Raw genomic sequence first — 25,307 nt, 5'->3', positions numbered from 1 at the left:
ACCATGGGTCCCGATCAGCCCCGCGCCCCTGCCATTCCGCAATGGCAGGGGCGTTGGTTTGGCTGCTGACGCACGAACCCACCCCGGAAGGACCAGGGCAGCGATGGAAAAGATACCGATGACCCCCACCGGCGCGCAGGCGCTGGAACGCGAACTGGGCGAGCTGAAGTCCAAGGAGCGGCCCGCCATCATCCGCGCCATCGCCGAGGCGCGCGAGCATGGCGACCTGTCCGAGAACGCCGAGTATCACGCCGCGCGCGAGAAGCAGGGCTTCATCGAGGGCCGCATCAAGGAGCTGGAGAGCCTTCTGTCGCGCGCCGAGGTCATCGACCCGTCCAAGCTGTCGGGCAGCGTCAAGTTCGGCGCCCGCGTCACGCTGATCGACGAGGACACCGAGGAGAAGCGCGTCTATCAGATCGTGGGCGAGGCCGAGGCCGATATCGAGCGCGGGCTGCTGAACATCCGCTCTCCTCTAGCGCGCGCGCTGATCGGCAAGGACGAGGGCGACAGCGTCGAGGTCACCACCCCCGGCGGCCAGCGCAGCTACGAGATCGTCGAGATCCGGTACGGATGATCCCATGTCGCTGATCGCACGCATCGCCAGCCTCTCGAACCGCGACCGCATCACCACGATCGGCATGACGCTGACCGGGATCTGGCTGTTCCTGGTCGCCCTGTTCTGGGTGCTGGGCCCGTCGGACGCCGCATCCGGGGCGGGCGGGGTGTCGCGGCTGGTCTCGATCATGGGGACGGTGCTGCCGGTGGCGCTGGTCTGGCTGGGCGTGTCGCTGGCGCGCCAGCTGGCCCAGCTGCGCGCCGAGGCGGAGGAGCTGCGCGCGCATCTGGCGAATCTGCGCGGCGATGCCCCCGAACCGCGCCCCGCGCCCGCCGAACGGCCCCGGACCGAGGCGCGCGCCGCCATGCCCGCGCCCCCGCCCGCGCGCCCGCAGCCCGCGGCGCAGCCGGTCGAGATCCGCGACGCCGCCCTGCCCGACGCCGGCCCCGGCGTCGATGCCGGCACGCTGATCCGGGCGCTGAACTTTCCCGACGGTCCCGACGATGTCGAAGCGATCGACGCGCTGCGCCACGCGCTGCAGGACCCGGCCAACAGCCGCGTGCTGCGCGCCGCGCAGGATGTCGTGACGCTGATGGCCGGGCGCGACGTCTATATGGACGACCTGCCGCCCGACCCGGCGCGACCCGATGTCTGGCGCCGCTTCGCGGATGGCGCGCGGGGCAGCGCGGTGGGCGCCTTGGGCTGCATCCACAGCCCCGAGGCCCTGGAGGTCGCGGCACGGATGCTGCAGGAGGACGAGATCTTCCGCGACACGGCGCAGCATTTCCTGCGCCATTTCGACGGGCTGGCGGCGCGGTTGGTGCCGCAGCTGGACGACCTGCAGATCGCCGTGCTGGCCGACAGCCGTTCGGCGCGGGCCTTCATGCTGCTGGGCCGCGTGTCGGGGGTCTTCGGCTAGGCCGCCCGATGCAGCAGATGGACCTGCCCCCACCAGGGCAGGCCATAGCGCCCCCGCCCCTCATGGGCAAAGCCCACCGCCTCGTAGAAGGCCAGCGCGTCGCGGTTCCGGGCGCGGACCTCGGCCCTCAGGCCGGGGCGGCCCGCGGCCTCCGCGATCGACCCGCCCGCCGCGACCAGCGCCCGGCCCGTGCCGCCGCGCCGTCGCGCCACGGCCAGACCGTCGATCACCAGATCCGCCGTCGCGGGCGCCGCGCGGAACAGCCAGCCGGGCCAGCGCCCCGCCCCCTGGGCAAAGCCGCCGGTCGCGTCGCGCAGCCCCATGACCCCCTGCACCGTGCCCCGGCCGTCCACCGCGACGACCCCATGCGCCGCCGAGACCCGGCCCGGCCAGCCGCCATGCCCGAAATGCGCCCGCCACAGCGCCGCCGCGGCCGGCAGATGCGCCGGGGGAATGGGGTGCAGGATCTGCATCGGGCGGCCTTGTCTTGACTTGCGCGGCGTGCAAGCAAGGTGCCGCGAAACGCAGGAAGACGAAAGCGCCATGTCCCCCGCCCCCGAACCCCGCCCCTCGGCCCGGCGGATCGCCGCCGACGAGGCCGCCGCGCGCGCCCTGGCGCGCAGCCCGCGTGCCGCCTTTCGCCATGGCATGGTGCAGTCGCTGCCCTTCCTGGTGGTGATCGTGCCCTTCGCGGTGCTGTTCGGGGTGGTCGCGACCGAGGCGGGGCTGAACCTGGCGCAGGTCATGGGCTTCTCGGTCCTGGTGCTGGCGGGCGCGTCGCAGTTCACGGCCGTGCAGCTTCTGTCGGACCACGCCCCGGCGATCATCGTGATCCTGTCGGGCCTGGCGGTGAACCTGCGCATGGCAATGTATTCGGCCTCGCTGCTGCCCTGGCTGCGCGACGCCGCGCCGCGCCACAAGGCCTGGGTCGCCTATACGCTGATCGATCAGAGCTATGCCCTGTCGATCCAGCATTACGAACAGCATCCGCGCCTGTCGGTGGCGCAGCGGCTGGCCTATTTCGGCGGCACGGCGGTGGTGCTGTGCCTGCCCTGGATGGTGGCGACCTGGGCGGGGGCCACGGTCGGGCAGGCCATCCCGGAGGAGATCGCGCTGGACTTCGCCATGCCGATCACCTTCCTGGCCATGATCGCGCCCATGCTGCGCACGCCCGCGCATCTGGCCGCCTGCTTCGTGGCCATCGCGGCGGCGCTGCTGCTGGCCGGGCTGCCCTCGGGGCTGGGCCTGCTGATCGCGGCGCCGCTCGGCATGGCGACCGGCGCCCTAGTCGAATGGCGCAGCGAGACACGGGAGGCGCGCGATGCCCGCATCGGCCACTGAGATCTGGACCGTCATCCTGGTGCTGGGAATCGGCACCTACCTGATCCGCTGGTCCTTCCTGGGTGCCCTGGGCAGCCGGGACCTGCCGGGATGGGTCATGCGGATGCTGCGCTATACGCCCGTCGCGGTGCTGCCTGCGCTGGTCGCGCCGCTGGTCGTCTGGCCCGAGGCCACCGGCGGCAGCGCCGATCCGGCGCGGATGGCCGCCGCCGCCGCGACCGTCGCGGTGGGGGTGCTGACGCGCAACGTCATGCTGGCCATCCTGGCGGGCGGCGGCACGCTGGCCGCCTTGCTCTATCTTCTGTAGCCGCCGATCGTGCCGTCCTTCTGGCGCAGCAGCACGTCGTGGTTGTTGGCCGGATCGCCGTCATAGTGACGCTTGGAGATCACGCCGGGCTGGCGCAGGAACCATGCCCGCAGCTTCAGCGGAGAGAAGCCCCGCGGCACCGACTGGAACCCCGGCACGCCGGACAGGACGTTGCCCGATTCGATGGCGCAGAAGCTCTTGTTGGCGGGGCCGTTCGCCTCGGCGCGGCGGATCGCCAGATCGGCCACCTCGCGCGGCACCAGGATCGTGTCCTCGGCCACCCAGTAGGTCTCGCGCGCGTGATAGTCGATGTAGAAGTTCTTGAAGTTGTCAGTGATCCCGTAGAGCACGTCGCGCCGCTCGGGGATGTTGGGGTGGTTCCAGCTGCCGGCGGGGTCGTAGATGACGCGCTGGCTGCCGTTGAACATCAGGGCGGAATGGCCGCCCTCGCCGCGCGGGATGCCGATCACCGTGAACAGCGTGATCGACGGGGGCTCCGAGGAGACGAAGCGCGCGGCGCGCACCCGCTCGTCGCTGGCCCAGATGTTGTCGGCCCCGCAGGCCGCCAGGACGACCGGCAGGCCGGCCGCCAGAAAGACGCGTCGCTTCATCGCCCCTGCCCGTCCGCTCATGCGTTCGTCAGGGCCATGAACACCAGCACCGCCAGCGACAGGCCGATGACCCAGGTGGAGGCGCGGATGAAGCCGGCAAAGGTCTTCTTGTGCTCGGACACGTCCATCGTGCCCTGGGTGGCTTCGGGTTTGTTGTCGTAATCGGCCATGGCGTCCCCCTTCAATGCTGTCGGTCCTGCGATAGCGGATTGCGCGGGACCTGTCACGCCCCCCACAGCACCGCCCCTTCGGTTTCGCCCACGGGCCGCACCAGGCCCGCGCGGTGCAGATGGTTTACATGGGCCACCGCCTCGACCAGGGCCAGGCCGAACTCGCCCTCGCCGATGCGGCGGCGATAGAGGATGTCGAAACAGCCCACCGCCGTGCGCGGCGCGGCGCGCAGCGCCTCGGCCAGACGCTCCAGCCCGGCGCGGTGGTTCTGGATCAGCTGCTCCAGCCGGAAGGGCAGCCCGGTGAAGGGCAGCTTGTGGCCCGGCAGGACCAGCTGTTCCGCGCGCGCCAGCCCCGCCAGCCGGGTGCAGCTCTCCAGCCACTCGCCCACCGGATCGGCCTCGGGCTCGGTCGGATAGACCCCCAGGTTCGGAGAGATCGACGGCAGCAGCTGGTCGCCGCCGATGACCAGATCGCAGTCCTGCGACCACAGGGTGAGGTGGCAGGGCGCGTGGCCATGCCCCATCGCGACCCGCCAGCGCCGCCCGCCAAAGGCCACGGCATCGCCCTCGGCCAGCCGGGTGAAGCCCTGGGGCAGCGGATGGACCACGTCGGCAAAGTTGAACGGCCGCTCCTCCGCCCGGCGCGCCAGCAGGTCCGCGGGCATGCCCGCCCGCCGCCAGAAGGCCAGCGCCTGCGGCGTGGCCTGCGCCTGTTCGTCCAGGACCAGCATCCGCGCCGTCAGCCAGGCGGTCCGGCTGATCCACAGATCGGCGCCGCCCTGCATGAACCAGCCCGCCAGCCCGACATGGTCGGGATGGTGATGCGTGACGATGACCCGCACCACCGGCCGCCCCTGCAGCGGCCCGGCCAGCAGCCGCTCCCACAGGGCGCGGCCGCGGCCAGTGTCAAAGCCGGTATCGACGATGGTCCAGCCTTCCGGGTCGTCGAAGGCATAGACGTTCACATGGTCCAGCTTCATCGGCAGCGGCAGGCGCATCCACAGCACGCCGGGCGCGACGGTGACGGCCGCGCCCTCGGCCGGCGGGGTGTCGAACGGGGTGCGGATCACGCCGCGTAATCGCCCGCCAGGACCCCGTCCCCGATCGCCGTCAGATCGGCCTGCCCGGCCTGCACCTCGGCCAGATCGGCGGCGTAGCGGGGCAGGACGCGGGCCATGAACACAGCCGCCAGCGCGCGGTGCGCCTCCGTGCCCTTCAGGGCCGCGCGCAGGTGGTAATGCCCGCCCAGGACCCGTGCGAAGGCGGTCAGATAAGGCACCGCGCCCGCGAAACGGTCGGCCATGTCGCGCTCCAGCAGGCCTTGGGTCGCCTCGCGCAGCGTTTCGGCCGCCTGCCACAGCTGATGGGCCAGATCGGGATGGGCTGCCTGCGCGGCCTTGGCCCCGTCCAGCACCTCGTCCAAGAGGCGCATCGCGGCCTCGCCCCCGTCCGACAGCTTGCGCCCGACCAGGTCCATCGCCTGGATGCCGTTCGTGCCCTCATAGATCGAGGTGATGCGCACGTCGCGCAGATATTGCGCCGCGCCCGTCTCCTCCACATAGCCCATGCCGCCATGCACCTGCACGCCCATGTCGGCCACGCGGATGCCGACATCGGTGCCATAGGCCTTGGCGATGGGCGTCAGGAAGGCCGCGCGGGCGGCATGATCGGCGTCGCCCGTGGCGCGCTCCATGTCGATGGCGGTGGCGCAGGCCAGGCCGATGGCGCGGGCGGCGAAGACCTCGGCCCGCGCGGTGGCCAGCATGCGGCGCACGTCGGGATGCCGGATGATCGGCCCCATCTGGTTGCGGTCATGGGCATAGGCCACGGCCTTCTGCAGCGCGGCCTCGGCCACGCCCACGCCCTGCATGCCGACGCCAAGGCGGGCGCAGTTCATCATGGTGAACATGGCGGCCATGCCCTTGTTCTCCTCGCCCACCAACCAGCCGGTGGCGCCCTCATAGGACATCACGCAGGTCGGGCTGCCGTGGATGCCCAGCTTCTCCTCCAGGCTAACGACCTTCAGACTGTTGGCCAGGCCCGGATTGCCCTGATCGTCGGGGATCAGCTTCGGGACCATGAACAGGCTGATGCCGCGCGTGCCCTTGGGCGCGCCCGGCAGGCGGGCCAGCACCAGATGGCAGACGTTCGAAGTCACGTCGCTGTCGCCCCAGGTGATGTAGATCTTCTGCCCGCTGATCCGATAGGTGCCGTCGCCCGCACCCTCGGCCCGGGTGGTCAGCGCGCCCACGTCGCTGCCCGCGCCGGGTTCGGTCAGGTTCATCGTGCCCGACCATTCGCCGCTGATCAGCTTGGGCAGATAGCGCGCCTTGAGATCGTCCGACGCGTGATGCTCCAGCGCCTCGATCTGGCCCTGCGTCAGCAGCGGGTTCAGTTGCAGCGACAGGCAGGCCCCCGACATCATCTCGGCCACGGCCATGTTCAGCGCCTGCGGCAGGCCCATGCCGCCGTATTCCGGATCGGCCGACACGCCGACCCAGCCCCCCTCAGCGATGGCCCGGAACCCTTCGGCAAAGCCGGGCGAGGACCGCACCACCCCGTTCTCCAGCCGCGCCGGCGTCCGGTCGCTGCCCCAGTTCAGCGGCGCCAGCACGTTCTGGGCCAGCTTGCCGGCCTCGTCCAGGATGGCGCTGGCGGTCTCGGCCGTGGCCTCGGCAAAGCGGGAGGTTCCCGCCAGATCGCCAAAGGGCACGACATGGGTCAGGATGAAGTCGATTTGCGCTGTCGGGGCCTTGAAGCTCATCGGGGTCTCCTCCTGGCGCCTTGGCTTCGCGGGCCGGCGCGTCTATCTGTGGGCTTTGGCGGCATCTTGGGCCGCGTTCCGCTCCGGCTCAACCGAAACCCCGCGTCACGAATGCAGACCCTGCGACTGTTCCCCGACGGCCCCGGACTGGCCCAGGCAGCACACCTGCTGGCGCAGGGCGCCTGCGTGGCCATCCCGACCGAGACCGTCTACGGCCTCGCGGCCGACGCGCGCGACGGCGCGGCGGTCGCGCGCATCTACCAGGCCAAGGGGCGGCCCAGCTTCAACCCGCTGATCGTGCATGTCGCCGACCTGGCCGCGGCGCAGGCCATCGCCGATCTGCCCCCGCAGGCGCTGACACTGGCGCGGACCTTCTGGCCCGGCGCGCTGACGCTCGTCGTGCCGCTGCGCGCGGATGCGGGCATCGCGGGACTGGTGACGGCGGGGCTGGACACGATCGGCCTGCGCGTGCCCGCCCATCCGGTCGCGCAGGCGCTGCTGCGCAGCTCCGGGGCGCCCTTGGCCGCGCCCTCGGCCAATGCCTCGGGCCGGATCAGCCCGACCAGCGCCGATCACGTGCTGGACCCGGACGGGGGGCTGGACGGCCGAATCGCGGCGGTGCTGGACGGCGGTGCCTGCCCGGTGGGCGTCGAGTCGACCATCGTGGGCTGGCCCGGCGGGCGCGCGACCCTGCTGCGCCCCGGCGGCATCCCGGCCGAGGTGATCGCCACAGCCTTGGGCACGGACCTGGCCCTGCATCAGGGCGATCCGTCCGCCCCAAGCGCGCCCGGCCAGCTCTCCAGCCACTACGCCCCGCGCGCGGCCCTGCGCCTGAACGCCGATCCCGTGCCCGGAGAGACGCATCTGTCCTTCGGCGCGCCCGGCCCGTTCAGCCTTTCGGACACGGGCGACCTGACCCAGGCCGCCGCGCGCCTCTTCGACCTTCTCCGACGCGCCGACGCCCTGGGCCGCCCGATCTCGGTCGCGCCGATCCCGGACCACGGGCTTGGCCAGGCGATCAACGACCGCCTGCGTCGCGCCGCCGCCCCCCGCCCCTGACCCTTCTTCTTCAGAAAAATATCCCGGGGGGAGGCCGCAGGCCGGGGGGCAGCGCCCCCCTTACAGCCCCAGCGAATTGTAGACGTTGGAGATCCGCCGGATCGCCACGACATAGGCGGCGGTGCGCATGTCCTCGACCTTGGGGTTGTTCACCCAGACCTCCTTCATCTTCTTGAAGCTCTCGCGCATCGTGTCGTCCAGACCCGATCGCACCAGCTCCAGCTCGTCCGCGCCGGTCAGGAAGCTTTCCTTGAACCCTTTGGACAGGGTCCAGTTCAGCCCGGTATCGGCCGACAGCCGCTCCAACTCCTCGACCAGCATGCGCGCGCGGGCCTCCTCATGGCGTCGCTCCAGCCGGCCCAGGCTGATCTGCGACAGGTTCTTGACCCATTCGAAATAGGACACGGTCACGCCGCCCGCGTTGGCATACATGTCGGGGATGATGACAATGCCCCGGCGGCGCAGGATCGCGTCGGCATCGGCGGTCACCGGACCGTTCGCGGCCTCGATGATCAGCTTGCAGCGGATGCGCTCGGCGTTCTCGGCATGGATGACGCTCTCGACCGCGGCCGGGATCAGGATGTCGCACTCCTGCTCCAGCATCGCCAGGCCGTTCTCGTGGTACTCGCCGCCCGCGAATCCGCGCACGCCGCCGGTCGCGCGGATATGGCCGCGCAGGGCGTCGATGTTGATGCCCTGCGGGTTGCTGACCGCGCCGTCACGCTCGATCACGCAGGTGACCAGGCACTTGTCCTCCAGGGACAGGAACTGCGCTGCATGATAGCCCACGTTGCCCAGGCCCTGCACGATCACCCGCTTGCCGCCCAAGCCCCCCTCCAGGCCCGCCTTCTTCATCACGTCGTCATGGCGGAAGAACTCGCGCAGCGCGTATTGCACGCCCCGGCCCGTCGCCTCGACGCGCCCGTCGATGCCGCCCGCGGTGCGCGGCTTGCCGGTGACGCAGGCCTTGGCGTTGATGTCGTCCGGGTGCAGCCGCTTGTAGGCGTCGGCCATCCAGGCCATCTCGCGCTCTCCGGTGCCCATGTCGGGGGCGGGCACGTTCTGCGACGGAGAGATCAGGTTCCTGCGCGACAGCTCGTAGGTGAAGCGGCGGGTGATGCGCTCCAGCTCGTCCTCGTTCCAGGCGCGCGGGTCGATGCACAGGCCCCCCTTCGATCCGCCGAAGGGCACCTCGACCAGCGCGCATTTGTAGGTCATCAGGGCGGCCAGCGCCTCGACCTCGTCCTGGTTCACGTCCAGCGAATAGCGGATGCCGCCCTTCACGGGCTCCATATGCTCGGAATGGACCGACCGATAGCCCGTGAAGGTGTGGATCTGCCCCCGCAGCCGCACGCCGAAGCGCACCGTATAGGTCGAGTTGCAGACCCGGATCTTCTCCTCGAGGCCCGGAGCCAGATCCATCAGCCCGGCCGCATGGGTGAACATGCGGTCGACGGAATCCCGGAACGAGGTGGTGTTGACGGACATTGCTGCTTTCCTCCTGGTATCGGCGCAAGGTCGGGTGCCGCGGAGGCTAGGCGAAATTCCCCCGTCCCGCCAGCCGGAATTGGCGCGAAAACAGGCAGCTACGACAACCCGTCGGCATGCTGCAAACATGCATATTTTGTACGACTTTATTTCCTGCGCGATATTTTATACGACGATTGAACCTTGCGCGCCCACATGGGTTCTAAGGAAAATGAGGACGAGACGATGATGAAACCGACCGACACCCGGACGCCGGGTGCCATCACGCGTGGCCGCAAGTTCGATCAGGTGCGCGACGGCGCCAGCGCGATCTTTCTTCGCGACGGCTATGCCGCAGCCAGCGTGGATGACATCGCGCGGTCAGCGCGCGTGTCCAAGGCCACGCTCTACAGCTATTTCCCCGACAAGTCGCTGATGTTCCGCGAGGTGCTGCGCGCCACCTTGGCCAGCGCCTTCCGCGACGCCCCGTTCGAGACCGTGCCGGCGGGCGAGGACATGCAGCGGGACCTGTCCGTCATGCTGCGCGACATGGCGGTCTGGAGCCTGGCCGAGCCGCGCCTGTCAATGCTGCGCGTCATCACCGCCGAGGCCACGCGCTTTCCCGACCAGGCGCGGGCCTATGACCAGGCGATGGAGGATGCGGTAGTCCAGCCGCTTGCGGACAGCATCGACGGCTGGATCGCGGTGCGGATGCTTCAGCCTCATGACAGCCTGCGCAGCGCCCGCCAGATGGTCGCCCTGATCAACGGTCAGGTGCAGCACCCGGCCCTGCTGAACCGCATCGCCCTCGACGAGGCGCAGATCGACGCGATCGCGCGCGACGCGGCGGCCATGTTCGTGGCCTCGCACGGAGTGCGCGCCGCCTGAGGCGGCTGTCCGAGACCGGCCACCTGAAAGCGGTTCGCCCCTAGACCGGGCGCTGTGACATTCCTGCGCTGATCGAAACGTGATTGCCGGGCCGCCTTCTCAAGCCGCCCCGCCCCGCCTATGCTGTCCGCAACAAGGCCCGAGAACAGGGCCGGCAGGGGTGACAGGCATGATCCGCAGGCAATGGGTGTTTCGGGCGGCGCTGGCCGCGCTGGCGATGGGTGCGGTGCAGGGCTGCGCCTCGGGCCTGACCCGCATGCCCCCCGCGACCTATGCGCCGATGGCCCCCGCCGCACCGATGGTGCCGACGGTCGCGCCCGCGCCTTACGCCCCCGCTCCCTATGCGCCCGCCCCCTATCAGCCCGCCGCGCCCTATCCGGCCACCGCGGGCTATCCAAGCCCCGTTCCCACGCCCGCCGTGGCCGACCTGCCGCCGCCCGCGACCGGCATCACCGGCCTGACCGAACGCGAGCCCGACCTGTGCAAGGGCAGCAGCTATGCCTCCAGCATCGGCCAGCCCAGCAGCGTGATCCCTAACTTGGGCATCACCAAGGTCTATCGCGTGGTCGAGTATCGCGGGATCGAACCGCAGGACTACGACCCGAACCGGATCGTCTTCCGCCTGGACGCGGCAGGCACCATCACCAACATCGATTGCGGATGACCCCCATGACCAAGACCGCCCTCGCCCTGATCCTCGCCGTGACCGCCCTGGCCGCCTGCGAGCCCGCCTATGTCGAACCCGTGACCCCGCCCGCCCCCGCCGACGAATGCGGCGCGGCCGGCTATCAGGGGCTGATCGGCCAGCCGCGCACGGCCCTTTCCGCGATGAACTTCCCCCTGGGCACCCGCGTCATCGGCCCCGAGGACATGGTCACCGCCGATTTCCGCCCCGACCGGCTGAACATCGAATACGGCGCCAACGGCCGCATCACCAAGGTCAGCTGCTTCTGATCCGTTTCGCGTTGCGCAGGCGGCGGCGCGGTGTCACCATTCCGACATGATGAACGCCGCGCCGCCGTTCCCGCCCGACCCCGACCGCGTGGTCTTCGACCGCAAGGAGCTGTCGCTGATCCTGTCGACCTATGGCCGCTTCGTGGCGGCGGGCGAATGGCGCGACTACGGCATGTCCTTTCTGAAGGACGCGGCGGTCTTCAGCGTCTTCCGCCGCGCCGCCGAACACCCCCTCTACCGGATCGAGAAACGCCCCCGACTGCGCGCGGCCCAGGGCGCCTATGCGGTCATCGCGATGGACGGGCGCATCCTGAAACGCGGCCATGACCTGGCGCAGGTGCTGCGCGTGCTGGACGCCAAGCTGATCCGCCCCGTCGACTAGGTGCCGCGCGGCTTGGCGCGGGTGGTGGGATCGGCGGCGGTCGGATCCTCGGGCCAGGGGTGGCGCGGATAGCGGCCGCGCATGTCCTTCCTGACATCGGCATAGGAGCTGGCCCAGAAGCCCGGCAGATCCATCGTCACCTGCACGGGCCTGCCCCCCGGCGACAGCAGCGTGATCCGCAGCGGCCGCCCGCCCACGACCGGGTGGCGGGTGACGCCGAACAGCTCCTGCAGGCGCAGCTCGATCGACGGCTCCGCGCCGCCATAGTCGATGGGCACCCGGCGGCCCAGGGGGGTGGTGAACTGCCCCGGCACCTCCTGGTCTAGCCGCTGCTGCCCGGCCCAGCCCAACCGCGCCTTCAGCGCCTCGGTCAGGTCCAGCCCGCGCAGGTCGGCCAGCGTCCGCGCCCGGCCCAGCCAAGGCAGCAGCCAGTCGCCCTCCTGCAGCAGGGCCGCATCGGTGACCGGCCCCAGATCGGGCAGCAGCGCGATCCGCGCCCGCAGACGGGCGGCGCCGGGAGTCCAAGGCAGCCCGTCCTGGCGCAACCCCTCCAGCGCGGCGGCGGCCAGCGCCTCGGGCGGGGCGTCGGGCCAGGGCTGGTCCGACAGGACCAGCGCGCCCAACCGCTCCTGCCGCCGGGCGACCACCCGCCCCTCGCGGCGCGACCAGTCGCAGACGGCCTCCTGGCGGATGCGCTCGCCATGCAGCGCGCGCAGCTCGCCCTCGTCCAGCCGCGCGGCCAGGCGGATGCGCGCCTCGCGCTGATCCCCGTCCAGGTCCAGCGCCACGATCAGCCGCTCATTGGCCAGCGCCTCCTCGCGGGGCAAAACCGCACCCTTCCCTCCCGACAGCACGAAGCGCGGCTCGTCGCCCTTGCGCCGCAGCCCGATCCGGTCCGGATAGGCCAGCGAGGCCATGCCCCCCGCCGACAGGGGCGCCAGGGGGGGTGCGGGGGGGACATCGTCCCCCCCGCCGTCGCGGGACGCAACCAGCCGCCGCAGCCGCTTGGCCTCCGCCCTGATCCGCTCGATGCCCTGCCGGTTCGCCTCGAACGCCGCCCGCGCGCCCTGACCCTGGATCGCCCGCAGCCGATGCTCCAGATCCGCCCCCGCCCCCCGCAGCGGATCGCGATCCGACAGCAGCGCCGCCAGATCCGCCGCCGCAGGCCCCGCCACGGCCAGCATATGCGCCAGACGCGGATGCAGCGGCAGCCGCGCCAGGCGCCGCCCATGCGCGGTGATGCGCCCCGCCTTATCCAGCGCGCCCAAATCGGCCAGCAGCGCCCGCGCCTCGGCCAGCGCGCCCTCGGGCGGCGGGGTCAGAAAGGCCAGATCGCCCGCCTCCGCCCCCCAGGCCGCCAAGTCCAGCGCCAGCCCGGCCAGATCGGCCACCGCGATCTCGGGCGGGGCAAAGGCGGGAATCGCCCCCTCCTCGGCCCGCGCCCACATCCGGTAGCAGAGGCCCGGCGCCACCCGCCCCGCGCGGCCGCGCCGCTGCTCGGCCTCGGCGCGGCTGACGCGCTCGGTCACCAGGCGCGACATGCCGCTGCCCGGGTCGAACCGCGCCCGGCGCGCGCGCCCCGCATCCACCACCACCCGCACGCCCGGGATCGTCAGCGAGGTCTCGGCGATCGCGGTGGCCAGCACGATCCGCCGCACCGCCCCCGGCGGGGCCAGCGCCGCCCGCTGCGCCGCGGCCGGCAGCGCGCCATAGAGGGGCAGCACCTCGCAGCCCGTCCCCGCCAGCGCCGCCATCACGCGGCGAATCTCTCCCTCGCCGGGCAGGAAGGCCAGGATGGTGCCCCCCGTCTCGCGCGTCTCGGCCTCGGCCCGCGCGATCAGCCGCGCCGCGTCATCGGCCAGCCGCCCGCCCGCAGGCAGGGGCCGCTCCAGCCAGCGCGTCTCGACCGGAAAGGCCCGCCCTTCGGACGTCACGACCGGCGCGCCGTCCAGCATCGCGGCCACAGGCTCCGCATCCAGCGTGGCCGACATGACCAGCACCGCCAGATCCTCGCGCAGCGCGCCCCGCGCCTCCCAGACCAGCGCGAGGCCCAGATCGGCGTTCAGGCTGCGCTCGTGGAACTCGTCGAAGATCACGCAGCCCACGCCCTCCAGCGCCGGGTCCGACTGGATCATCCGCGTCAGGATGCCCTCGGTCACCACCTCGATGCGGCTGCCCGCCACCGCGTCGCCGCGCATCCGGTATCCGACGCGCCCGCCCACCCCCTCGCCCAGGGACTGCGCCAGACGCTCGGCCGCGGCGCGCGCGGCCAGGCGGCGCGGCTCCAGCATCAGGATGCGCCCCGCGACCCGGTCCATCAGCGCCAGCGGCACCCGCGTGGTCTTGCCCGCGCCGGGCGGCGCCACCAGCACCGCGCGGCCATGGCGCTCCATCGCCTCCAGCAGGGCGGGCAGGGCATCGTCGATGGGCAGCGCGTCATTCATGCCCCGGGTCATAGCCCTAACCACAGCCGGGGCACAATCATCGCGCGGCTACACATCCGCGGGCCGCGAACCTATCTTCGGCCCAATGCGTTCAACCAGACAACGGACCAAAGGGCGACAATGGGCATCGGCAGCGACGTGATGGAGGGGCTGGGCCTGGGCGACCCGGTCGTGCGCATCGGGGTGACGGGCCTCAGCCGGGCGGGCAAGACGGTGTTCATCACCGCTCTGGTGGCGAACCTGCTGGAGCGTGGGCGCATGCAGGCCCTGCGCGCGGCAGCCGATGGGAGGCTGAAGGCCGTGTGGCTGCAACCCCAGCCCGACGACACGATCCCGCGTTTTGACTTCGAGCGCCATCTGGCGGCGCTGACCGGGCCTTCGCCGCATTGGCCCGACGGCACCCGCCATGTCAGCCAGCTGCGCCTGTCGCTGCGGCTGGAGGGCGGCGGGTTCCTGGGGCTGCGCGGCAGCCGGAACCTGCATCTGGACATCGTGGACTATCCCGGCGAATGGCTGCTGGACCTGCGCCTGATGGAGCGCGACTTTGCCCAATGGTCGGCCGAGGTGCTGGAACGCATCGCCGACCGTCCCGGCGCGGACCGCTTCCTGGCAGCGCTGGCGGGCCTGCCGCGAAACGACGCCTTCACCGAACCCATGGCCCAGGATCTGGCCGACATCTATACCGTTCATCTGAACGAGGCACGCGATGCGGGCTGGTCGGACTGCACCCCCGGCCGCTTCCTGATCCCCGGAGAGCTGGCCGGATCGCCCGCGCTGACCTTTGCCCCCCTGCCCCCCGACCTGCAGGCCACCCGTCTGGGGCGCGAGTTCCGCCGCCGCTTCGACGCCTACAAATCGCGCGTGGTGCGGCCCTTCTTCCGCGACCATTTCGCCCGGATCGACCGGCAGGTGGTGCTGGTCGACGTGCTGGGCGCGATCCATCAGGGCCCCCGCGCGGTCGAGGACATGCGCCGCGCCATGGCCGACATCCTGTCGGCCTTCCGCCCCGGTCGCGCGGGCTGGCTGGGCCAGCTCTTGGGCACGCGGCGGGTCGAGCGCATCCTGTTTGCCGCGACCAAGGCCGACCACCTGCACCACATCCAGCACAACCGCCTGACCGCGATCCTGTCCGCGATGCTGCGCGAGGCGCGCGACCGCGCCGATTTCCAGGGCGCCCGGACCGAGGCCATGGCCATCGCCGCCCTGCGCGCTACGACCGAGGACGTCATCGCCCAGCCCGACGGCGACCTGCCCGCCGTGCGCGGCCGGCTGATCGACGGGCGTCAGGCGGCCTTCTATCCCGGAGAGCTTCCGGCCGACCCCTCGGCGCTGCTGAATCCGGCGCGGCAGGGGGCGCATGCCTGGCTGGATGCGGATTACGCGATCATGAACTTTGCCCCCGCCCCCCTGACGACCCGGCCCGGCGACGGGCCGCCCCATATCCGGCTGGACCGCGCCGCCGAATTCCTGATCGGAGACCGCCTGTGACCGATGCCCCGAAGCGCCCGCGCGGCCCGATCCTGATGACGCTGGAGGACGGCCCCGCCGCTGCCCGCACCCGCCCGGCCCAGCACGAAGCGCGCCCCGACGCGGCCCCCAGCCCCGCCGACGCACCGGTGATCGACGCCGGCGAAGCCCCCCTGCCGCAGCCGCGCACCATGCAGATGGTCACGCGGCTGGTCGGGCGCCCGCCCTCGCGGCTGACGCGGCTTTTCGTCAATGCGGGGGCGGCTTTGTTCACCTTCCTCCTGGGCGTGGCGGCGCTGGATTTCATCAACGGGCTGCTGACGCGCTATCCGCTGCTGGGCTGGGTGGCGGTGGGGCTGTTCACGCTGTTCACGCTGGCGGCCTTGGGCATGGCGCTGCGCGAATGGCGGGCGTGGCGGCGCATGGCGCGCATCGACGCGCTGCAGCGGCAGGCCGGCGCCGCGCTGGCCGAGGAGGGGCTGGACCAGGCCCGCGCGGTCACCGACGGGCTGGTCGCGCTCTATGCGAAACGCCCCGAGATGGAATGGCAGCGCCAGCGCCTGGCCGACCGCCGGGCCGAGACCTTCGATCCCCGCGCCCTGCTGACCCTGGCCGAGGCCGAGCTGCTGGCCGGCCTGGACCAGCAGGCGCGGCGCGAGATCGAGGCCGCGGTGCGCACCGTCGCCGCGACCACCGCGCTGGTGCCGCTGGCCCTGGCCGATGTGGCGGCGGCGCTGGCCGCGAACCTGCGCATGATCCGCCGCATGGCGGAGATCTATGGCGGGCGCGCGGGCGCGGTCGGCGGCTGGCGGCTGGCGCGCACGGTGATGACGCATCTGATCGCCACGGGGGCGGTGGCGGCGGGCGACGATCTGGTCCAGACGATGGCCGGCGGCGGCATCCTGTCGAAACTGTCGCGCCGCTTTGGCGAGGGGCTGGTGAACGGCGCGCTGACCGCGCGGGTGGGCATCGCCGCGATGGAGGTCTGTCGCCCGCTGCCCTTCCTGGCGCAGCCGCGCCCCAAGGTCGGCAACCTGGTCAGCCGCGCGGTGACCGGCCTTTTCGGCAGCGACGACCGGCCCTGACGGGCCTCAGGGCGCCTCGGCGGGCAGGTCCGGGGTTTCCGTGGGGGTGTCCGGGGCGGCGGCATCGGCCTCGATCAGGCGGTTGTCCTGCCATTCGCCCGACGCGACCTGGCCCGTGGCATAGCGCATGACGCCCTGCCCCTGACGCTTGCCCGCCGCGAAGGTGCCCTCATAGCGGTCGCCATTGGCATAGGTCGCGACGCCCGTGCCGTCGATCTCTCCGGCCTTCCAGCCGCCCTCGTAGAGGAACCCGTCCGGCGTGGTCAGGCGGCCCTGCCCCTCGCGCAGCCCGTTGACGAAGCTGCCGGTATAGACCGTGCCGTCGGGATAGGTGGCCTGCCCGTCGCCATGGCGCTGCCCGTCCTTCCAGGCCCCGGAATAGACATAGCCGTCGGGATAGGACATCCGCCCCTGCCCGTGATTGCGGGCGTTGCGGAAGCCCCCCTCATAGACCATGCCATTGGCATAGGTGGCGCGGCCGTCGCCTTGGATGACGCCCTCGGACCACTGCCCCTCATAGGTCGATCCGTCGGCATAGGTGATCTTGCCGGTGCCGTCGGGGCGGTCGGCGCGCATCTGGCCCAGATAGACCGACCCGTCGGGATAGGTGATCTGGCCCCGGCCCTCCATGCGCCCCTGCGCCCATTCGCCGACATAGACATAGCCGTCCGCGCCGGTGAAGGTGCCCTGCCCGTGGCGGCGGTCATCGGCGAAGTCGCCGTCATAGACGTCGCCGTTGGCATAGGTCGCGACGCCCCTGCCCTGACGGCGCCCGGCCTCCAGCTGACCCTCGTAGCGGTCGCCCGTGGGCTGGACCAGGACGCCCGTGCCCGACATCTGGCCCGCCGCCCAGACCCCCTCGTAGGTCAGCCCGTCGGCCATCACCAGCTTGCCCTGACCGGCCCGCTGCCCGGCCAGCATCGCCCCCTCGTAGGTGGCGCCGTCGGGATAGGTGATCTTGCCCTGCCCCTCCTTGACGCCCGCGTTCCAGTCGCCCTCGTAGCGGTATCCGTTGGCCTGGGTCAGCACACCCCGCCCCTGGTGCAGGCCGCGCGCGAACTGCCCCTCATAGACCGATCCGTTGGCATAGCGGGCGACGCCCTCTCCGGTGATCTCGCCCTCGACCCAGGCCCCCTCGTAGGTGCCGCCATCGGCATAGGTGATCTTGCCCTGACCATGCGGCTTGCCGCGCGCGAACTGGCCCTCGTAGACCGAGCCGTTGGGAAACTCGGCCCGGCCCTGGCCCATGATCTGGCCTTCGACCCAGTCCCCCTCATAGCGATAGCCGTTGGGCAGGACATAGCTGCCCTGGCCGTGCTGCAGCCCGTTGCGGAAGGTGCCCTCGTAGACGCCGCCATCGTCGTACTGCTTGGTGACGACCTGCGCCGCCAGCGGGCCCGCCAGGATCGCCCATGCCAGAACCGTACCGATTGCCGCTTTCATCGCCTGTCGCCCCTTACGGTGTTTTGCCGCAGGTTTACCCCGGAAGGCCGCCCGGCGCAAAGCCCGACTTTTCCTCTCGGCCCCGATCCGCTATCCCGGTCGCACGCCACAGGAGAGCCAGCATGACCGACCGTTTCCGCCTGACCATCGGCCAGCTGAACGCCACCGTGGGCGATCTGGAGGGCAACGCCGCCCGCGCCCGCGATGCCTGGAACCAGGCCCGCGACGCCGGCGCCGACATGCTGGCTTTGCCCGAGATGTTCATCACCGGCTATCAGACACAGGACCTGGTCCTGAAGCCCGCCTTCACCGCCCAGGCCGAGGACGCGATCATGGCGCTTGGCACGTCGCTGACGGGCGGCCCGGCCATCGGCATCGGCGGGCCGTGGCGCGACGGCGGGCGGCTCTACAACGCGTGGTGGGTGTTCCGGGACGGGGCGCTGGTCGCGCGCGTGCTGAAGCACCACCTGCCCTACAAGCAGCTGTTCGACGAGTTGCGTCTTTTCGACAGCGGCCCGATCAGCGGCCCCTATCCGGTGGGCACGGCCCGCATCGGCAGCCCGATCTGCGAGGACAGCTGGTACCCGGACGTGGCCGAGACCCTGGCCGAGACCGGGGCCGAGATCTTGGTCGTGCCGAACGGCAGCCCCTATCACCGCGACAAGCTGGACCTGCGCATGGGCCACATGGTCGGCCGCGTGGTCGAGACGGGCCTGCCCCTGGTCTATGTGAACATGGTCGGCGGACAAGACGACCAGATCTATGACGGGGCCAGCTTCGTGCTGAACCCCGGCGGCCACAAGGTCGTGCAGCTGCCCGCCTTTCAGGAGGCGGTGGTGCATGTCGATTTCACCCGTGGCCCCGACGGCTGGCGCGCCGAACCGGGCCTGATGGCGCCGCAGCCCGACGCGTGGGAGCAGGATTACCACGCGATGATGCTGGGCCTGCGCGACTATCTGAGGAAGTCGGGCTTCCGCAAGGTTCTGCTGGGCATGTCGGGCGGCATCGACAGCGCGCTGGTCGCGACCATCGCCTGCGACGCGATCGGGGCGGAGAACGTGCGCTGCGTGATGCTGCCGTCGGAATATACCTCGCAGGCCAGCCTGGAGGACGCGGCCGATTGTGCGACGCGGCTTGGCGCGCGGCTGGACACCGTGCGCATCGACGGGGCGCGCGACGCGGTGGGGGATGCGCTGGCGCATCTGATGGAGGGCACCAGCCCCGACATCACCGAGGAGAACATCCAGTCCCGCCTGCGCGGCGTGATGCTGATGGCGCTGTCCAACAAGTTCAACGAGATGCTGCTGACCACCGGCAACAAGTCCGAGGTCGCGGTGGGCTACGCCACGATCTATGGCGACATGGCGGGCGGCTATAACCCGATCAAGGACCTCTACAAGACGCGGGTGTTCGAGACCTGCCGCTGGCGGAACGCCAACCATCGCGACTGGATGATGGGCGCGCCCGGAGAGGTGATCCCGCAGCGGATCATCACCAAGCCGCCCTCGGCCGAACTGCGCCCCGACCAGCGCGACGACGACCGCCTGCCGCCCTATGAGGTGCTGGACGCGATCCTGGACGGGCTGGTGGAACAGGACCTGTCGCTGGCCGATCTGGTCGCGCGGGGGTTCGACGCGGATACGGTGCGGCAGGTCGAACGGCTGCTCTATGTCAGCGAATGGAAGCGGTATCAGGCAGCGCCCGGGCCGCGCATCTCGACCCGCGCCTTCTGGCTGGACCGGCGCTATCCGCTGGTGAACCGCTGGCGCGACCGGCTGTAGGGGCCTCAGATCAGGCGGCAGGGCGGCGCGGGGCGGCTGGCCTGCAGCACGTCCAGCATTTCGGGGAAGCCCTCGGCCACCTCGGTCATGCCCGCCACCGCATAGGCGGTCTGGCCCAGCCCCGCGTAATGCACGATCGTGCCGCCATGCCGGGTCAGCCGGGCCTCGAAGAAGGCGCAGGAAATCAGGCAGTCGTCGCCGATGCGCCGCGATTCGGAGCGGGGTGCCCGCCCCCGCGCGGCGTCCATCAGGCGCAGCGTCAGCTGATCGGGACGCAGGGGCCGGTGCATGTAGCGCGCCAGCGTCGCGGCCAGGTGAAACTCAAGGTCTGGGGACAGCGCGATCCGGCTTTCGCGCATGCCCTCGACCACCAGGTCGCGTGCGGCAGAGAGATAGCTGTCCATCGTGAACGTTCCGACAACTCGGACCGAACCGCCGGTCCGATGGATCAAGTCTGCCTCAGTCCCGCCACGGGTCAAGTCCCCGCATCGGGCCGATCCCCCTGAAAGCGGGGGATTTCCCCTCAAGTTTTTCCGATCGGCAGGTCCGGCCTGCCTCTGCCCGAAACCGGGCAGAACATGAAAAAGGCCCGCGACGGATCGCGGACCTGACGGGTCGCCGTGCGGCGCGGCCTTATTCGGCGGGCATCGCCTCGACCGAGATGCGGACCTCGACCTCGTCCGACACGGCGGGGGCGAACATGCCGGCGTTGAAGTCGCTGCGCAGCAGGGTCGTGGTCGCGTCGAAGCCCAGCCAGGGCTTGTTCTCCATCGGGTGGGTGCCCTGCTGGTTCAGCGTGGTGTCCAGCACGACCTCCTTGGTGACGCCGTTCAGGGTCAGATCGCCCGTGATCAGCGCGGTGGTGTCGCCGGTGACCTCGATGCCGGTGGACTTGAAGGTCACCTCGGGGGCGGCACCCTCGGCGCCGAAGAAGTCGGGCGACAGGAAATGCTCGTCACGGCCCGCAAAGCCGGTCATCAGCGACGCGACGGGGAAGCTCGCCTCGACCGAGGATGCGGCCGGGTCCTCGGCGTCGAACATGATCGTGCCGGTGATGTCGCCGAACATGCCAGTCGTGGTCGAGAAGCCCAGGTGGCTGTAGTCGAACACGATCTGGCTGTGCGAGGTGTCCAGGCTGTAGGCCTGCGGCTCGGCAAGGGCGGCTCCGGCGACCAGGGCGAAGGCGGCGGTCAGGGCGGTGGTCTTCAGCATCGGGAAACTCCGTTGGGTATGGCCGCACCATCCTTGGAAGCGGTCCCTGAGGCAACTGGCGATGGGCGAACAGGACCTGTCATCCTGTGCACATCTGCGTGGGATCAGCGTGTGGCGGTCAGCGCCACGGTCAGGTCCACCTGAAAGCCGACCGTGCTTTCGTCGGCATAATCGGCCCCGACCTGCCAGTCGCGGCGATCCATCACCGCCTGGCCCTGCATCTGCGCCACGCCGTCGGCGATGGTCAGCTGGAACGGCAGGGTCACGGGCATCGTCTGGTCGCGCAGGCGCAGCGGGCCTTCGGCGACATAGCCCTCGCCCTCGGGGCGGATCGTCCCCTCGAAGACGGCGGTCGGGTGGGCCGCCACGTCGAAGAAGGCCGCGCCCTTGGCCTGGTCGGTGACGGTGCCGATGGTGACGCTGTCCATGTTGATGGTGACCGTGACCGCGCCCGCGCCGGTCTCGGGGTCGAAATCGATGGCCGCGGTCCAGTCCGAGAAGCCGCCCTCCACGGTCGATCCCATCTGGCGCACCGCAAAGCCCAGATCGCCCTCGGTCACCCGCCATTCGGAGGCCGCCTGCTCCAGCACCGCCGCGGGCGCCGTCTCGCGCGGGGCGGTGGCCAGCGCATAGGCCGCGCCCGCCCCGAAGACCGCCACCGCCACCAGCGCCGGCAGCGCGTGGCGCGCGACGATGCCGCGCCCGGCGGGCAGGCCCCGCGTCATGCGCCCCAGAACGCCGTCGCGGTCGATCACCGCATGCTTGATGGCGCCCGCGACATGCAGGACCACCGACCCGATCAGCAGGAAGGCGAAGACGTGATGCACCTCGGCCATGACCATGGCCAGGACGGGCGATTTCGGGACCAGCGGCAGCCCCTGGCCCAGGGGCCACAGGATCGGCGCGAAACCGTCGGTCGCGGCATGTTCGATCCAGCCCGTCACCGGGACCAGCACCATCGACCCGTAGAGCGTCCAGTGCACGGCCTCGGCCAGCAGGGTCTCCAGCCGGCGTTCGGGATGGACGGGCGCGGGGCGGGTCTGGCTCAGCGCCCATGCGATGCGCGCCAGCGCCACGACCAGCGCCGCGACGCCAAGCGTCTTGTGCAGCGAGAAGACCTGCACCTTGAGCGCCATCTGCTCCAGCGGGATGCGCTCGGCCCAGAGGCCCAGGGCGATGTTGGACAGGATGATCAGGGCGGTCAGCCAGTGCAGGCCGCGCGCGACGCTGCCATAGCTGGTGGTGGTGTTGGTTCGCATGGGACGGGCCTTCGCTGCGGTTTCCCGTCCCTGATAGCGCGGATTGCGGCGGCGCGGCACTGGTCTGGCCGCACAACGCCTGTGCGGGCGGTCACAATTCGACGACGCGGCCCTCGGTCATGGCCTGCTGCGCGGCCAGGCCCATGCGCACGGCCCAGATGCCGTCCTGGACGCTGACCTCGGGGCTGGTGCTGCCCGCGCGGACCATCTCCAGGAACCGGCGGTGCTGATAGAAGGTCGAGCCGTTGTGGTCGCCCGCCTCCAGCAGGGTCGGATCGACGGGGATCTCCTCCACGCGCGGCCCCTTGGGATCGCGCGGCGAGACGACGACCTGCGCCACCGGCGGCGCGCCCAGATGATCGGGCCAGAAGCGGGTCGGGCCGGGCACGAAGGCCTCGATCTTGCCCTGCGGCCCCATGGCGGCGATCTCCTCCTGCCAGCGGGCGCCCTCGGCGAACATGCACAGCTCCAGCATGGCGCGCACGCCGTTCGCGAACTCGACCGCGACATAGCCGTGATCGAAGATGTCGGGCACGCGGCCCTCGTGGCGCTCGTCCAGGTGGTTCACGGCCTGGCCGCCCGTGGCCATGACGCGCACCGGATCGGCCCCGACGGCCAGCCGCATCAGGTCGAAGAAATGGCAGCATTTCTCGACGAAGGTGCCGCCGGTCTGGTCGTTGAAGCGGTTCCAGTGACCGACTTTGGACAGGAACGGATAGCGGTGCTCGCGGATGCTCAGCATGCGGATGCCGCCGGTCGCGGCCTGGACGTGGCGCAGCCAATGCGCCACCGGCGGCATGTAGCGGTATTCCATCGCCACCCAGATCGGCGCCCCGTGGCGCGCGGCCAGATCGGCCACCGCGGCCGCGTCGCGCGGATCGGTGAACAGCGGCTTCTCGACCAGCACCGGCAGCGGGCGGGACGCCGACACGGCCTGAAGCTGGTCCACATGGCGGTGATTCGGGCTGGCGATCAGCAGGCAGTCCAGGTCGGTCCGCGCCAGAAGCGCCGCGACGCTGTCGACCATCTGCGCGCCGGGCGCCAGTTCTGCCGCGCGCGCGCGCATCCGCGCGTCGGGTTCGAAGATGGCGCCGATGGCGGTGCCGGGCAGCAGCGCGATGTTGCGCAGATGCTCCTGCCCCATCATCCCGCACCCGATCACGCCATAGGTGATCGTCCGGTTGTCCTGAATGGTCATGATCTCTCCTCAGACAAGGCGCTGCACATAGAGCGCGCGGTCGCTGTCGTACCAGGTGCGCGAGAACTCGACAGCGCCCGGGGCCTGCGCCCAGGACAGCCGCCGGATGAAGGAGGTGACGCTGCCCGGAGGCGGCGCGAATTCGGGCGGCGCCCAATCGGGGACGCGGCCCAGGCCCACGCGGTCCTCGGCCCGGGTGATCCACAGCTTCAGCGCGCGCTTGTAGGTCAGATAGAGCGAATCCTGCACCATCTGCGGCGGGATCTCTCCGGCGCCGCCGTCCAGCCAGATCTCCTCGACCGCGATGGGGGTGTCGTCCAGATAGCGCAGGCGGCGGAACCGCGTCGCCCGGCGCGAGGTGCCGTAGGCGGGCTGGTCGGCATCCTTGTCCAGCGTCTCGACCGACAGCAGCTGCGCCCGCGGCAGCCCGCCGCCGCCCTGCGCATGCTCCAGCCGGAACATCGAATAGACCGCCCGCGTCGGCGCGCCCGCGCGGATGTAGTTGCCCGAGCCCTGCCGACGCTCCAGCAGGCCCTGGGCCTCCAGCTCGGCCAGGGCCTTGCGCAGGGTGCGCACGGTGGTGCCATGATCGGCGGCCATCCGGCGTTCGGGCGGCAGGCGCTGGCCGTCGGCCAGACGCCCCGCGCCGATCTCGCGGATCATCATCTCGCTGATCTGCAGATGGACGGGCAGCGCGTCGCTGCGCTGTCCGGCTTGCGCGTCCGCGCGGTCATCCCCTGCCCCGACCATGGTGACACCCCAGAATTGATGCACCATTGATCTACAACATGGGCTGCGTTATGCAAGGTCAAATCCGCCGTCGTCCTGGGAGGGAAGCATGACCGTCGTCCCCGTCACATCCGCCGATCTGGACGCCGTGGAGGTCGCGTGGTTCGCGGCGCTCTGTTCGGACGACTATCGCCATCTGGGCGTGCCGGACGGCGCGCTGCGATCGTCCTGGGCGCATTGCAGCGACATCGTGCGCACCGCCGAACGTCAGGGATTCGGCAACATCCTGTGCCCGTCCAGCTACCAGGTCGGGCAGGACACGCTGTCCTTCGTGGCGGGCTGCGCGCCCATCACCGAGCGCATCAACATGCTGGCCGCGATCCGCTGCGGAGAGATGCAGCCCATCATGCTGGCGCGCACCGTGGCGACGCTGGACCACATGCTGGAGGGCCGGCTGACGCTGAACGTGATCAGCAGCGACTTTCCCGGCCAGCAGGAGCCGAGCCCCTACCGCTATCAGCGGTCCCGCGAGGTGGTCGAGATCCTGAAGCAGGCCTGGACCCGGGACGAGATCAACTATCAGGGTCAGGTCTACGATTTCAGCGGACTGACCACCGACCCGGCGCGCCCCTATCAGCAGGGCGGGCCGATGCTCTACTTCGGCGGCTACAGCCCCGACGCGCTGGACCTCTGCGGGCAGCATTGCGACGTCTATCTGATGTGGCCCGAAAAGACCGAGGACATCGCCGAGCGGATGCGCGCCGCCCATGCCGCGGCCGAACGGCACGGGCGCACGCTGGATTACGGCTTCCGCGCCCATGTGATCGTGCGCGACACCGAGGCCGAGGCCCGCGAATATGCCCGCGAGCTGGTCAGCCGGCTGGACGACGAACAGGGCCGCGCGATCCGCGAGCGGGCGCTGGACGCGGGTTCGCTCGGCGTCAGCCACCAGGCCCGCAACCGCGAGCTGGCCGACCTGGAGGGCTATATCGAGCCGGACCTGTGGACCGGCATCGGCCGGGCGCGGTCGGGATGCGGCGCGGCCATCGTCGGATCGACCGACCAGGTCCTCAGCAAGCTGGAGACATTGCGCCGCATGGGCATCCGGGCCTTCATCCTGTCGGGATATCCGCATATCGAGGAGGCCGACCACTTCGGCAGCCGCGTGCTGCCCCAGATGAACACCTGCCAGCTGAACCGGGTCTGGGGCCGCGTGCCCGACCAGCCCCCGGCGACCCCGCTGGCCGCAGGCGAAAGGCGCTGAGGAT

The 25,307-nt window shown here is 71.0% G+C and carries 26 protein-coding genes; 13 read left to right on the top strand and 13 right to left on the bottom strand.

Annotation, left to right across the window (positions count from 1 at the left end):
• Positions 1-103: 103 nt before the first annotated feature.
• Both greA and AC2SGK_RS00655 read left to right on the top strand, forming a co-directional pair.
• On the top strand, positions 104-574 hold the full coding sequence (gene greA / locus AC2SGK_RS00660) for a transcription elongation factor GreA (RefSeq protein ID WP_488321677.1): 471 nt from the start codon (positions 104-106) through the stop codon (positions 572-574).
• Positions 575-578: 4 nt separating this feature from the next.
• Complete coding sequence (locus AC2SGK_RS00655) at positions 579-1,475, top strand: hypothetical protein (protein ID WP_488321676.1); 897 nt, start codon at positions 579-581, stop codon at positions 1,473-1,475.
• Here the strand turns inward: AC2SGK_RS00655 and AC2SGK_RS00650 are convergent.
• A complete protein-coding gene (locus AC2SGK_RS00650; protein ID WP_488321675.1) occupies positions 1,472-1,948 on the bottom strand; it encodes a GNAT family N-acetyltransferase in 477 nt (158 codons plus the stop codon). The two genes, AC2SGK_RS00655 and AC2SGK_RS00650, sit on opposite strands and share 4 nt — an antisense overlap.
• Positions 1,949-2,123: 175 nt before the next feature.
• On the opposite strand from AC2SGK_RS00650, the gene AC2SGK_RS00645 reads away from it, so the two are divergent.
• Positions 2,124-2,816, top strand: coding sequence for an AzlC family ABC transporter permease (locus tag AC2SGK_RS00645; protein ID WP_488321883.1), 693 nt, complete (start codon positions 2,124-2,126; stop codon positions 2,814-2,816).
• Positions 2,797-3,123: an AzlD domain-containing protein gene (locus AC2SGK_RS00640; RefSeq protein WP_411838358.1), complete on the top strand. Its 327-nt coding sequence runs from the start codon at positions 2,797-2,799 to the stop codon at positions 3,121-3,123. The genes AC2SGK_RS00645 and AC2SGK_RS00640 overlap by 20 nt, the downstream gene beginning before the upstream one ends.
• Here the strand turns inward: AC2SGK_RS00640 and AC2SGK_RS00635 are convergent.
• Genes AC2SGK_RS00635 through AC2SGK_RS00620 form a run of 4 tightly spaced genes read right to left on the bottom strand, consistent with a single transcriptional unit; the run spans position 3,111 to position 6,671 of the window.
• Positions 3,111-3,755 carry a hypothetical protein gene (locus tag AC2SGK_RS00635; protein WP_488321674.1) on the bottom strand — a complete coding sequence of 215 codons (645 nt, stop codon included), beginning with the start codon at positions 3,753-3,755 and terminating at the stop codon, positions 3,111-3,113. The two genes, AC2SGK_RS00640 and AC2SGK_RS00635, sit on opposite strands and share 13 nt — an antisense overlap.
• Positions 3,752-3,904, bottom strand: a complete 153-nt coding sequence (locus AC2SGK_RS00630; protein ID WP_488321673.1) for an aa3-type cytochrome c oxidase subunit IV — start codon at positions 3,902-3,904, stop codon at positions 3,752-3,754. The genes AC2SGK_RS00635 and AC2SGK_RS00630 overlap by 4 nt, the downstream gene beginning before the upstream one ends.
• 53 nt (positions 3,905-3,957) lie before the next feature.
• A complete protein-coding gene (locus AC2SGK_RS00625; RefSeq protein ID WP_488321672.1) occupies positions 3,958-4,977 on the bottom strand; it encodes an MBL fold metallo-hydrolase in 1,020 nt (339 codons plus the stop codon).
• Positions 4,974-6,671 (bottom strand): acyl-CoA dehydrogenase family protein, encoded by a 1,698-nt coding sequence (locus AC2SGK_RS00620; RefSeq protein ID WP_488321671.1) that lies wholly within the window; start codon positions 6,669-6,671, stop codon positions 4,974-4,976. The genes AC2SGK_RS00625 and AC2SGK_RS00620 overlap by 4 nt, the downstream gene beginning before the upstream one ends.
• A gap of 111 nt (positions 6,672-6,782) precedes the next feature.
• Between AC2SGK_RS00620 and AC2SGK_RS00615 the strand changes: the two genes are divergently transcribed.
• Positions 6,783-7,730, top strand: a complete 948-nt coding sequence (locus AC2SGK_RS00615) for an L-threonylcarbamoyladenylate synthase (protein ID WP_488321670.1) — start codon at positions 6,783-6,785, stop codon at positions 7,728-7,730.
• A 60-nt stretch (positions 7,731-7,790) separates the two neighbouring features.
• Here the strand turns inward: AC2SGK_RS00615 and AC2SGK_RS00610 are convergent, their stop codons facing one another.
• Positions 7,791-9,218 carry a Glu/Leu/Phe/Val family dehydrogenase gene (locus AC2SGK_RS00610; RefSeq protein ID WP_411838352.1) on the bottom strand — a complete coding sequence of 476 codons (1,428 nt, stop codon included), beginning with the start codon at positions 9,216-9,218 and terminating at the stop codon, positions 7,791-7,793.
• Positions 9,219-9,443: 225 nt separating this feature from the next.
• Here AC2SGK_RS00610 and AC2SGK_RS00605 point away from each other — a divergent pair, with 225 nt between their 5' ends.
• The 4 genes from AC2SGK_RS00605 (at position 9,444) to AC2SGK_RS00590 (ending at position 11,421) form a co-directional block, all read left to right on the top strand.
• On the top strand, positions 9,444-10,085 hold the full coding sequence (locus AC2SGK_RS00605) for a TetR/AcrR family transcriptional regulator (protein WP_488321669.1): 642 nt from the start codon (positions 9,444-9,446) through the stop codon (positions 10,083-10,085).
• 169 nt (positions 10,086-10,254) lie between these two features.
• Positions 10,255-10,749 (top strand): hypothetical protein, encoded by a 495-nt coding sequence (locus tag AC2SGK_RS00600; protein ID WP_488321668.1) that lies wholly within the window; start codon positions 10,255-10,257, stop codon positions 10,747-10,749.
• A 5-nt stretch (positions 10,750-10,754) separates the two neighbouring features.
• Entirely contained in the window at positions 10,755-11,039 is a 285-nt protein-coding gene (locus AC2SGK_RS00595) for an I78 family peptidase inhibitor (protein WP_411838349.1), read from the top strand.
• Positions 11,040-11,088: 49 nt separating this feature from the next.
• Positions 11,089-11,421 carry a DUF2794 domain-containing protein gene (locus tag AC2SGK_RS00590; RefSeq protein ID WP_411839445.1) on the top strand — a complete coding sequence of 111 codons (333 nt, stop codon included), beginning with the start codon at positions 11,089-11,091 and terminating at the stop codon, positions 11,419-11,421.
• On the opposite strand, the gene hrpB is transcribed toward AC2SGK_RS00590, so the two are convergent.
• Positions 11,418-13,865: an ATP-dependent helicase HrpB gene (gene hrpB, locus AC2SGK_RS00585; RefSeq protein WP_488321667.1), complete on the bottom strand. Its 2,448-nt coding sequence runs from the start codon at positions 13,863-13,865 to the stop codon at positions 11,418-11,420. The two genes, AC2SGK_RS00590 and hrpB, sit on opposite strands and share 4 nt — an antisense overlap.
• 120 nt (positions 13,866-13,985) lie before the next feature.
• Between hrpB and AC2SGK_RS00580 the strand changes: the two genes are divergently transcribed.
• On the top strand, positions 13,986-15,353 hold the full coding sequence (locus AC2SGK_RS00580) for a YcjX family GTP-binding protein (RefSeq protein ID WP_488321666.1): 1,368 nt from the start codon (positions 13,986-13,988) through the stop codon (positions 15,351-15,353).
• Entirely contained in the window at positions 15,350-16,417 is a 1,068-nt protein-coding gene (locus tag AC2SGK_RS00575) for a YcjF family protein (RefSeq protein ID WP_488321665.1), read from the top strand. Before AC2SGK_RS00580 ends, AC2SGK_RS00575 begins: the two co-directional genes overlap by 4 nt.
• Positions 16,418-16,423: 6 nt before the next feature.
• Here the strand turns inward: AC2SGK_RS00575 and AC2SGK_RS00570 are convergent, their stop codons facing one another.
• Entirely contained in the window at positions 16,424-17,860 is a 1,437-nt protein-coding gene (locus tag AC2SGK_RS00570; RefSeq protein WP_488321664.1) for an MORN repeat-containing protein, read from the bottom strand.
• Positions 17,861-17,982: 122 nt separating this feature from the next.
• On the opposite strand from AC2SGK_RS00570, the gene AC2SGK_RS00565 reads away from it, so the two are divergent.
• The gene (locus AC2SGK_RS00565) at positions 17,983-19,641 is read left to right on the top strand and encodes an NAD+ synthase (protein WP_488321663.1); all 1,659 of its coding nucleotides are present in this window, start codon (positions 17,983-17,985) and stop codon (positions 19,639-19,641) included.
• A gap of 5 nt (positions 19,642-19,646) precedes the next feature.
• On the opposite strand, the gene AC2SGK_RS00560 is transcribed toward AC2SGK_RS00565, so the two are convergent.
• From AC2SGK_RS00560 to AC2SGK_RS00540, 5 genes are all read right to left on the bottom strand, one after another.
• Positions 19,647-20,045 (bottom strand): hypothetical protein, encoded by a 399-nt coding sequence (locus AC2SGK_RS00560; RefSeq protein ID WP_488321662.1) that lies wholly within the window; start codon positions 20,043-20,045, stop codon positions 19,647-19,649.
• A gap of 229 nt (positions 20,046-20,274) precedes the next feature.
• A complete protein-coding gene (locus tag AC2SGK_RS00555; RefSeq protein ID WP_488321882.1) occupies positions 20,275-20,850 on the bottom strand; it encodes a YceI family protein in 576 nt (191 codons plus the stop codon).
• A 107-nt stretch (positions 20,851-20,957) separates the two neighbouring features.
• Entirely contained in the window at positions 20,958-22,112 is a 1,155-nt protein-coding gene (locus AC2SGK_RS00550) for a cytochrome b/b6 domain-containing protein (protein ID WP_488321661.1), read from the bottom strand.
• A 91-nt stretch (positions 22,113-22,203) separates the two neighbouring features.
• Positions 22,204-23,310 (bottom strand): Gfo/Idh/MocA family protein, encoded by a 1,107-nt coding sequence (locus AC2SGK_RS00545; protein ID WP_488321660.1) that lies wholly within the window; start codon positions 23,308-23,310, stop codon positions 22,204-22,206.
• A 9-nt stretch (positions 23,311-23,319) separates the two neighbouring features.
• Positions 23,320-24,060, bottom strand: a complete 741-nt coding sequence (locus AC2SGK_RS00540) for a GntR family transcriptional regulator (RefSeq protein WP_488321881.1) — start codon at positions 24,058-24,060, stop codon at positions 23,320-23,322.
• 88 nt (positions 24,061-24,148) lie between these two features.
• Between AC2SGK_RS00540 and AC2SGK_RS00535 the strand changes: the two genes are divergently transcribed.
• Positions 24,149-25,303: an LLM class flavin-dependent oxidoreductase gene (locus tag AC2SGK_RS00535; protein WP_488321659.1), complete on the top strand. Its 1,155-nt coding sequence runs from the start codon at positions 24,149-24,151 to the stop codon at positions 25,301-25,303.
• The last annotated feature ends 4 nt before the right edge of the window (positions 25,304-25,307 follow it).

The organism is Paracoccus sp. NIOT.M2S5SZ12 (assembly GCF_057748165.1).
This window is presented reverse-complemented; position numbering and strand designations above follow the sequence as displayed.

Excerpts from the sequence above, each read along its gene's own strand:
- AC2SGK_RS00590 (WP_411839445.1), top strand. The coding sequence starts at position 11,089 with ATGAACGCCGCGCCGCCGTTCCCGCCCGACCCCGACCGCGTGGTCTTC.
- AC2SGK_RS00635 (WP_488321674.1), bottom strand. The coding sequence starts at position 3,755 with ATGAGCGGACGGGCAGGGGCGATGAAGCGACGCGTCTTTCTGGCGGCC.
- AC2SGK_RS00640 (WP_411838358.1), top strand. The coding sequence starts at position 2,797 with ATGCCCGCATCGGCCACTGAGATCTGGACCGTCATCCTGGTGCTGGGA.
- AC2SGK_RS00560 (WP_488321662.1), bottom strand. The coding sequence starts at position 20,045 with ATGGACAGCTATCTCTCTGCCGCACGCGACCTGGTGGTCGAGGGCATG.
- AC2SGK_RS00540 (WP_488321881.1), bottom strand. The coding sequence starts at position 24,060 with ATGGTCGGGGCAGGGGATGACCGCGCGGACGCGCAAGCCGGACAGCGC.
- AC2SGK_RS00580 (WP_488321666.1), top strand. The coding sequence starts at position 13,986 with ATGGGCATCGGCAGCGACGTGATGGAGGGGCTGGGCCTGGGCGACCCG.
- AC2SGK_RS00610 (WP_411838352.1), bottom strand. The coding sequence starts at position 9,218 with ATGTCCGTCAACACCACCTCGTTCCGGGATTCCGTCGACCGCATGTTC.
- greA (WP_488321677.1), top strand. The coding sequence starts at position 104 with ATGGAAAAGATACCGATGACCCCCACCGGCGCGCAGGCGCTGGAACGC.
- AC2SGK_RS00535 (WP_488321659.1), top strand. The coding sequence starts at position 24,149 with ATGACCGTCGTCCCCGTCACATCCGCCGATCTGGACGCCGTGGAGGTC.
- AC2SGK_RS00650 (WP_488321675.1), bottom strand. The coding sequence starts at position 1,948 with ATGCAGATCCTGCACCCCATTCCCCCGGCGCATCTGCCGGCCGCGGCG.
- AC2SGK_RS00655 (WP_488321676.1), top strand. The coding sequence starts at position 579 with ATGTCGCTGATCGCACGCATCGCCAGCCTCTCGAACCGCGACCGCATC.
- AC2SGK_RS00595 (WP_411838349.1), top strand. The coding sequence starts at position 10,755 with ATGACCAAGACCGCCCTCGCCCTGATCCTCGCCGTGACCGCCCTGGCC.
- AC2SGK_RS00645 (WP_488321883.1), top strand. The coding sequence starts at position 2,124 with ATGGTGCAGTCGCTGCCCTTCCTGGTGGTGATCGTGCCCTTCGCGGTG.
- AC2SGK_RS00620 (WP_488321671.1), bottom strand. The coding sequence starts at position 6,671 with ATGAGCTTCAAGGCCCCGACAGCGCAAATCGACTTCATCCTGACCCAT.
- AC2SGK_RS00565 (WP_488321663.1), top strand. The coding sequence starts at position 17,983 with ATGACCGACCGTTTCCGCCTGACCATCGGCCAGCTGAACGCCACCGTG.
- AC2SGK_RS00615 (WP_488321670.1), top strand. The coding sequence starts at position 6,783 with ATGCAGACCCTGCGACTGTTCCCCGACGGCCCCGGACTGGCCCAGGCA.
- hrpB (WP_488321667.1), bottom strand. The coding sequence starts at position 13,865 with ATGAATGACGCGCTGCCCATCGACGATGCCCTGCCCGCCCTGCTGGAG.
- AC2SGK_RS00600 (WP_488321668.1), top strand. The coding sequence starts at position 10,255 with ATGATCCGCAGGCAATGGGTGTTTCGGGCGGCGCTGGCCGCGCTGGCG.
- AC2SGK_RS00630 (WP_488321673.1), bottom strand. The coding sequence starts at position 3,904 with ATGGCCGATTACGACAACAAACCCGAAGCCACCCAGGGCACGATGGAC.
- AC2SGK_RS00570 (WP_488321664.1), bottom strand. The coding sequence starts at position 17,860 with ATGAAAGCGGCAATCGGTACGGTTCTGGCATGGGCGATCCTGGCGGGC.
- AC2SGK_RS00545 (WP_488321660.1), bottom strand. The coding sequence starts at position 23,310 with ATGACCATTCAGGACAACCGGACGATCACCTATGGCGTGATCGGGTGC.
- AC2SGK_RS00605 (WP_488321669.1), top strand. The coding sequence starts at position 9,444 with ATGATGAAACCGACCGACACCCGGACGCCGGGTGCCATCACGCGTGGC.
- AC2SGK_RS00550 (WP_488321661.1), bottom strand. The coding sequence starts at position 22,112 with ATGCGAACCAACACCACCACCAGCTATGGCAGCGTCGCGCGCGGCCTG.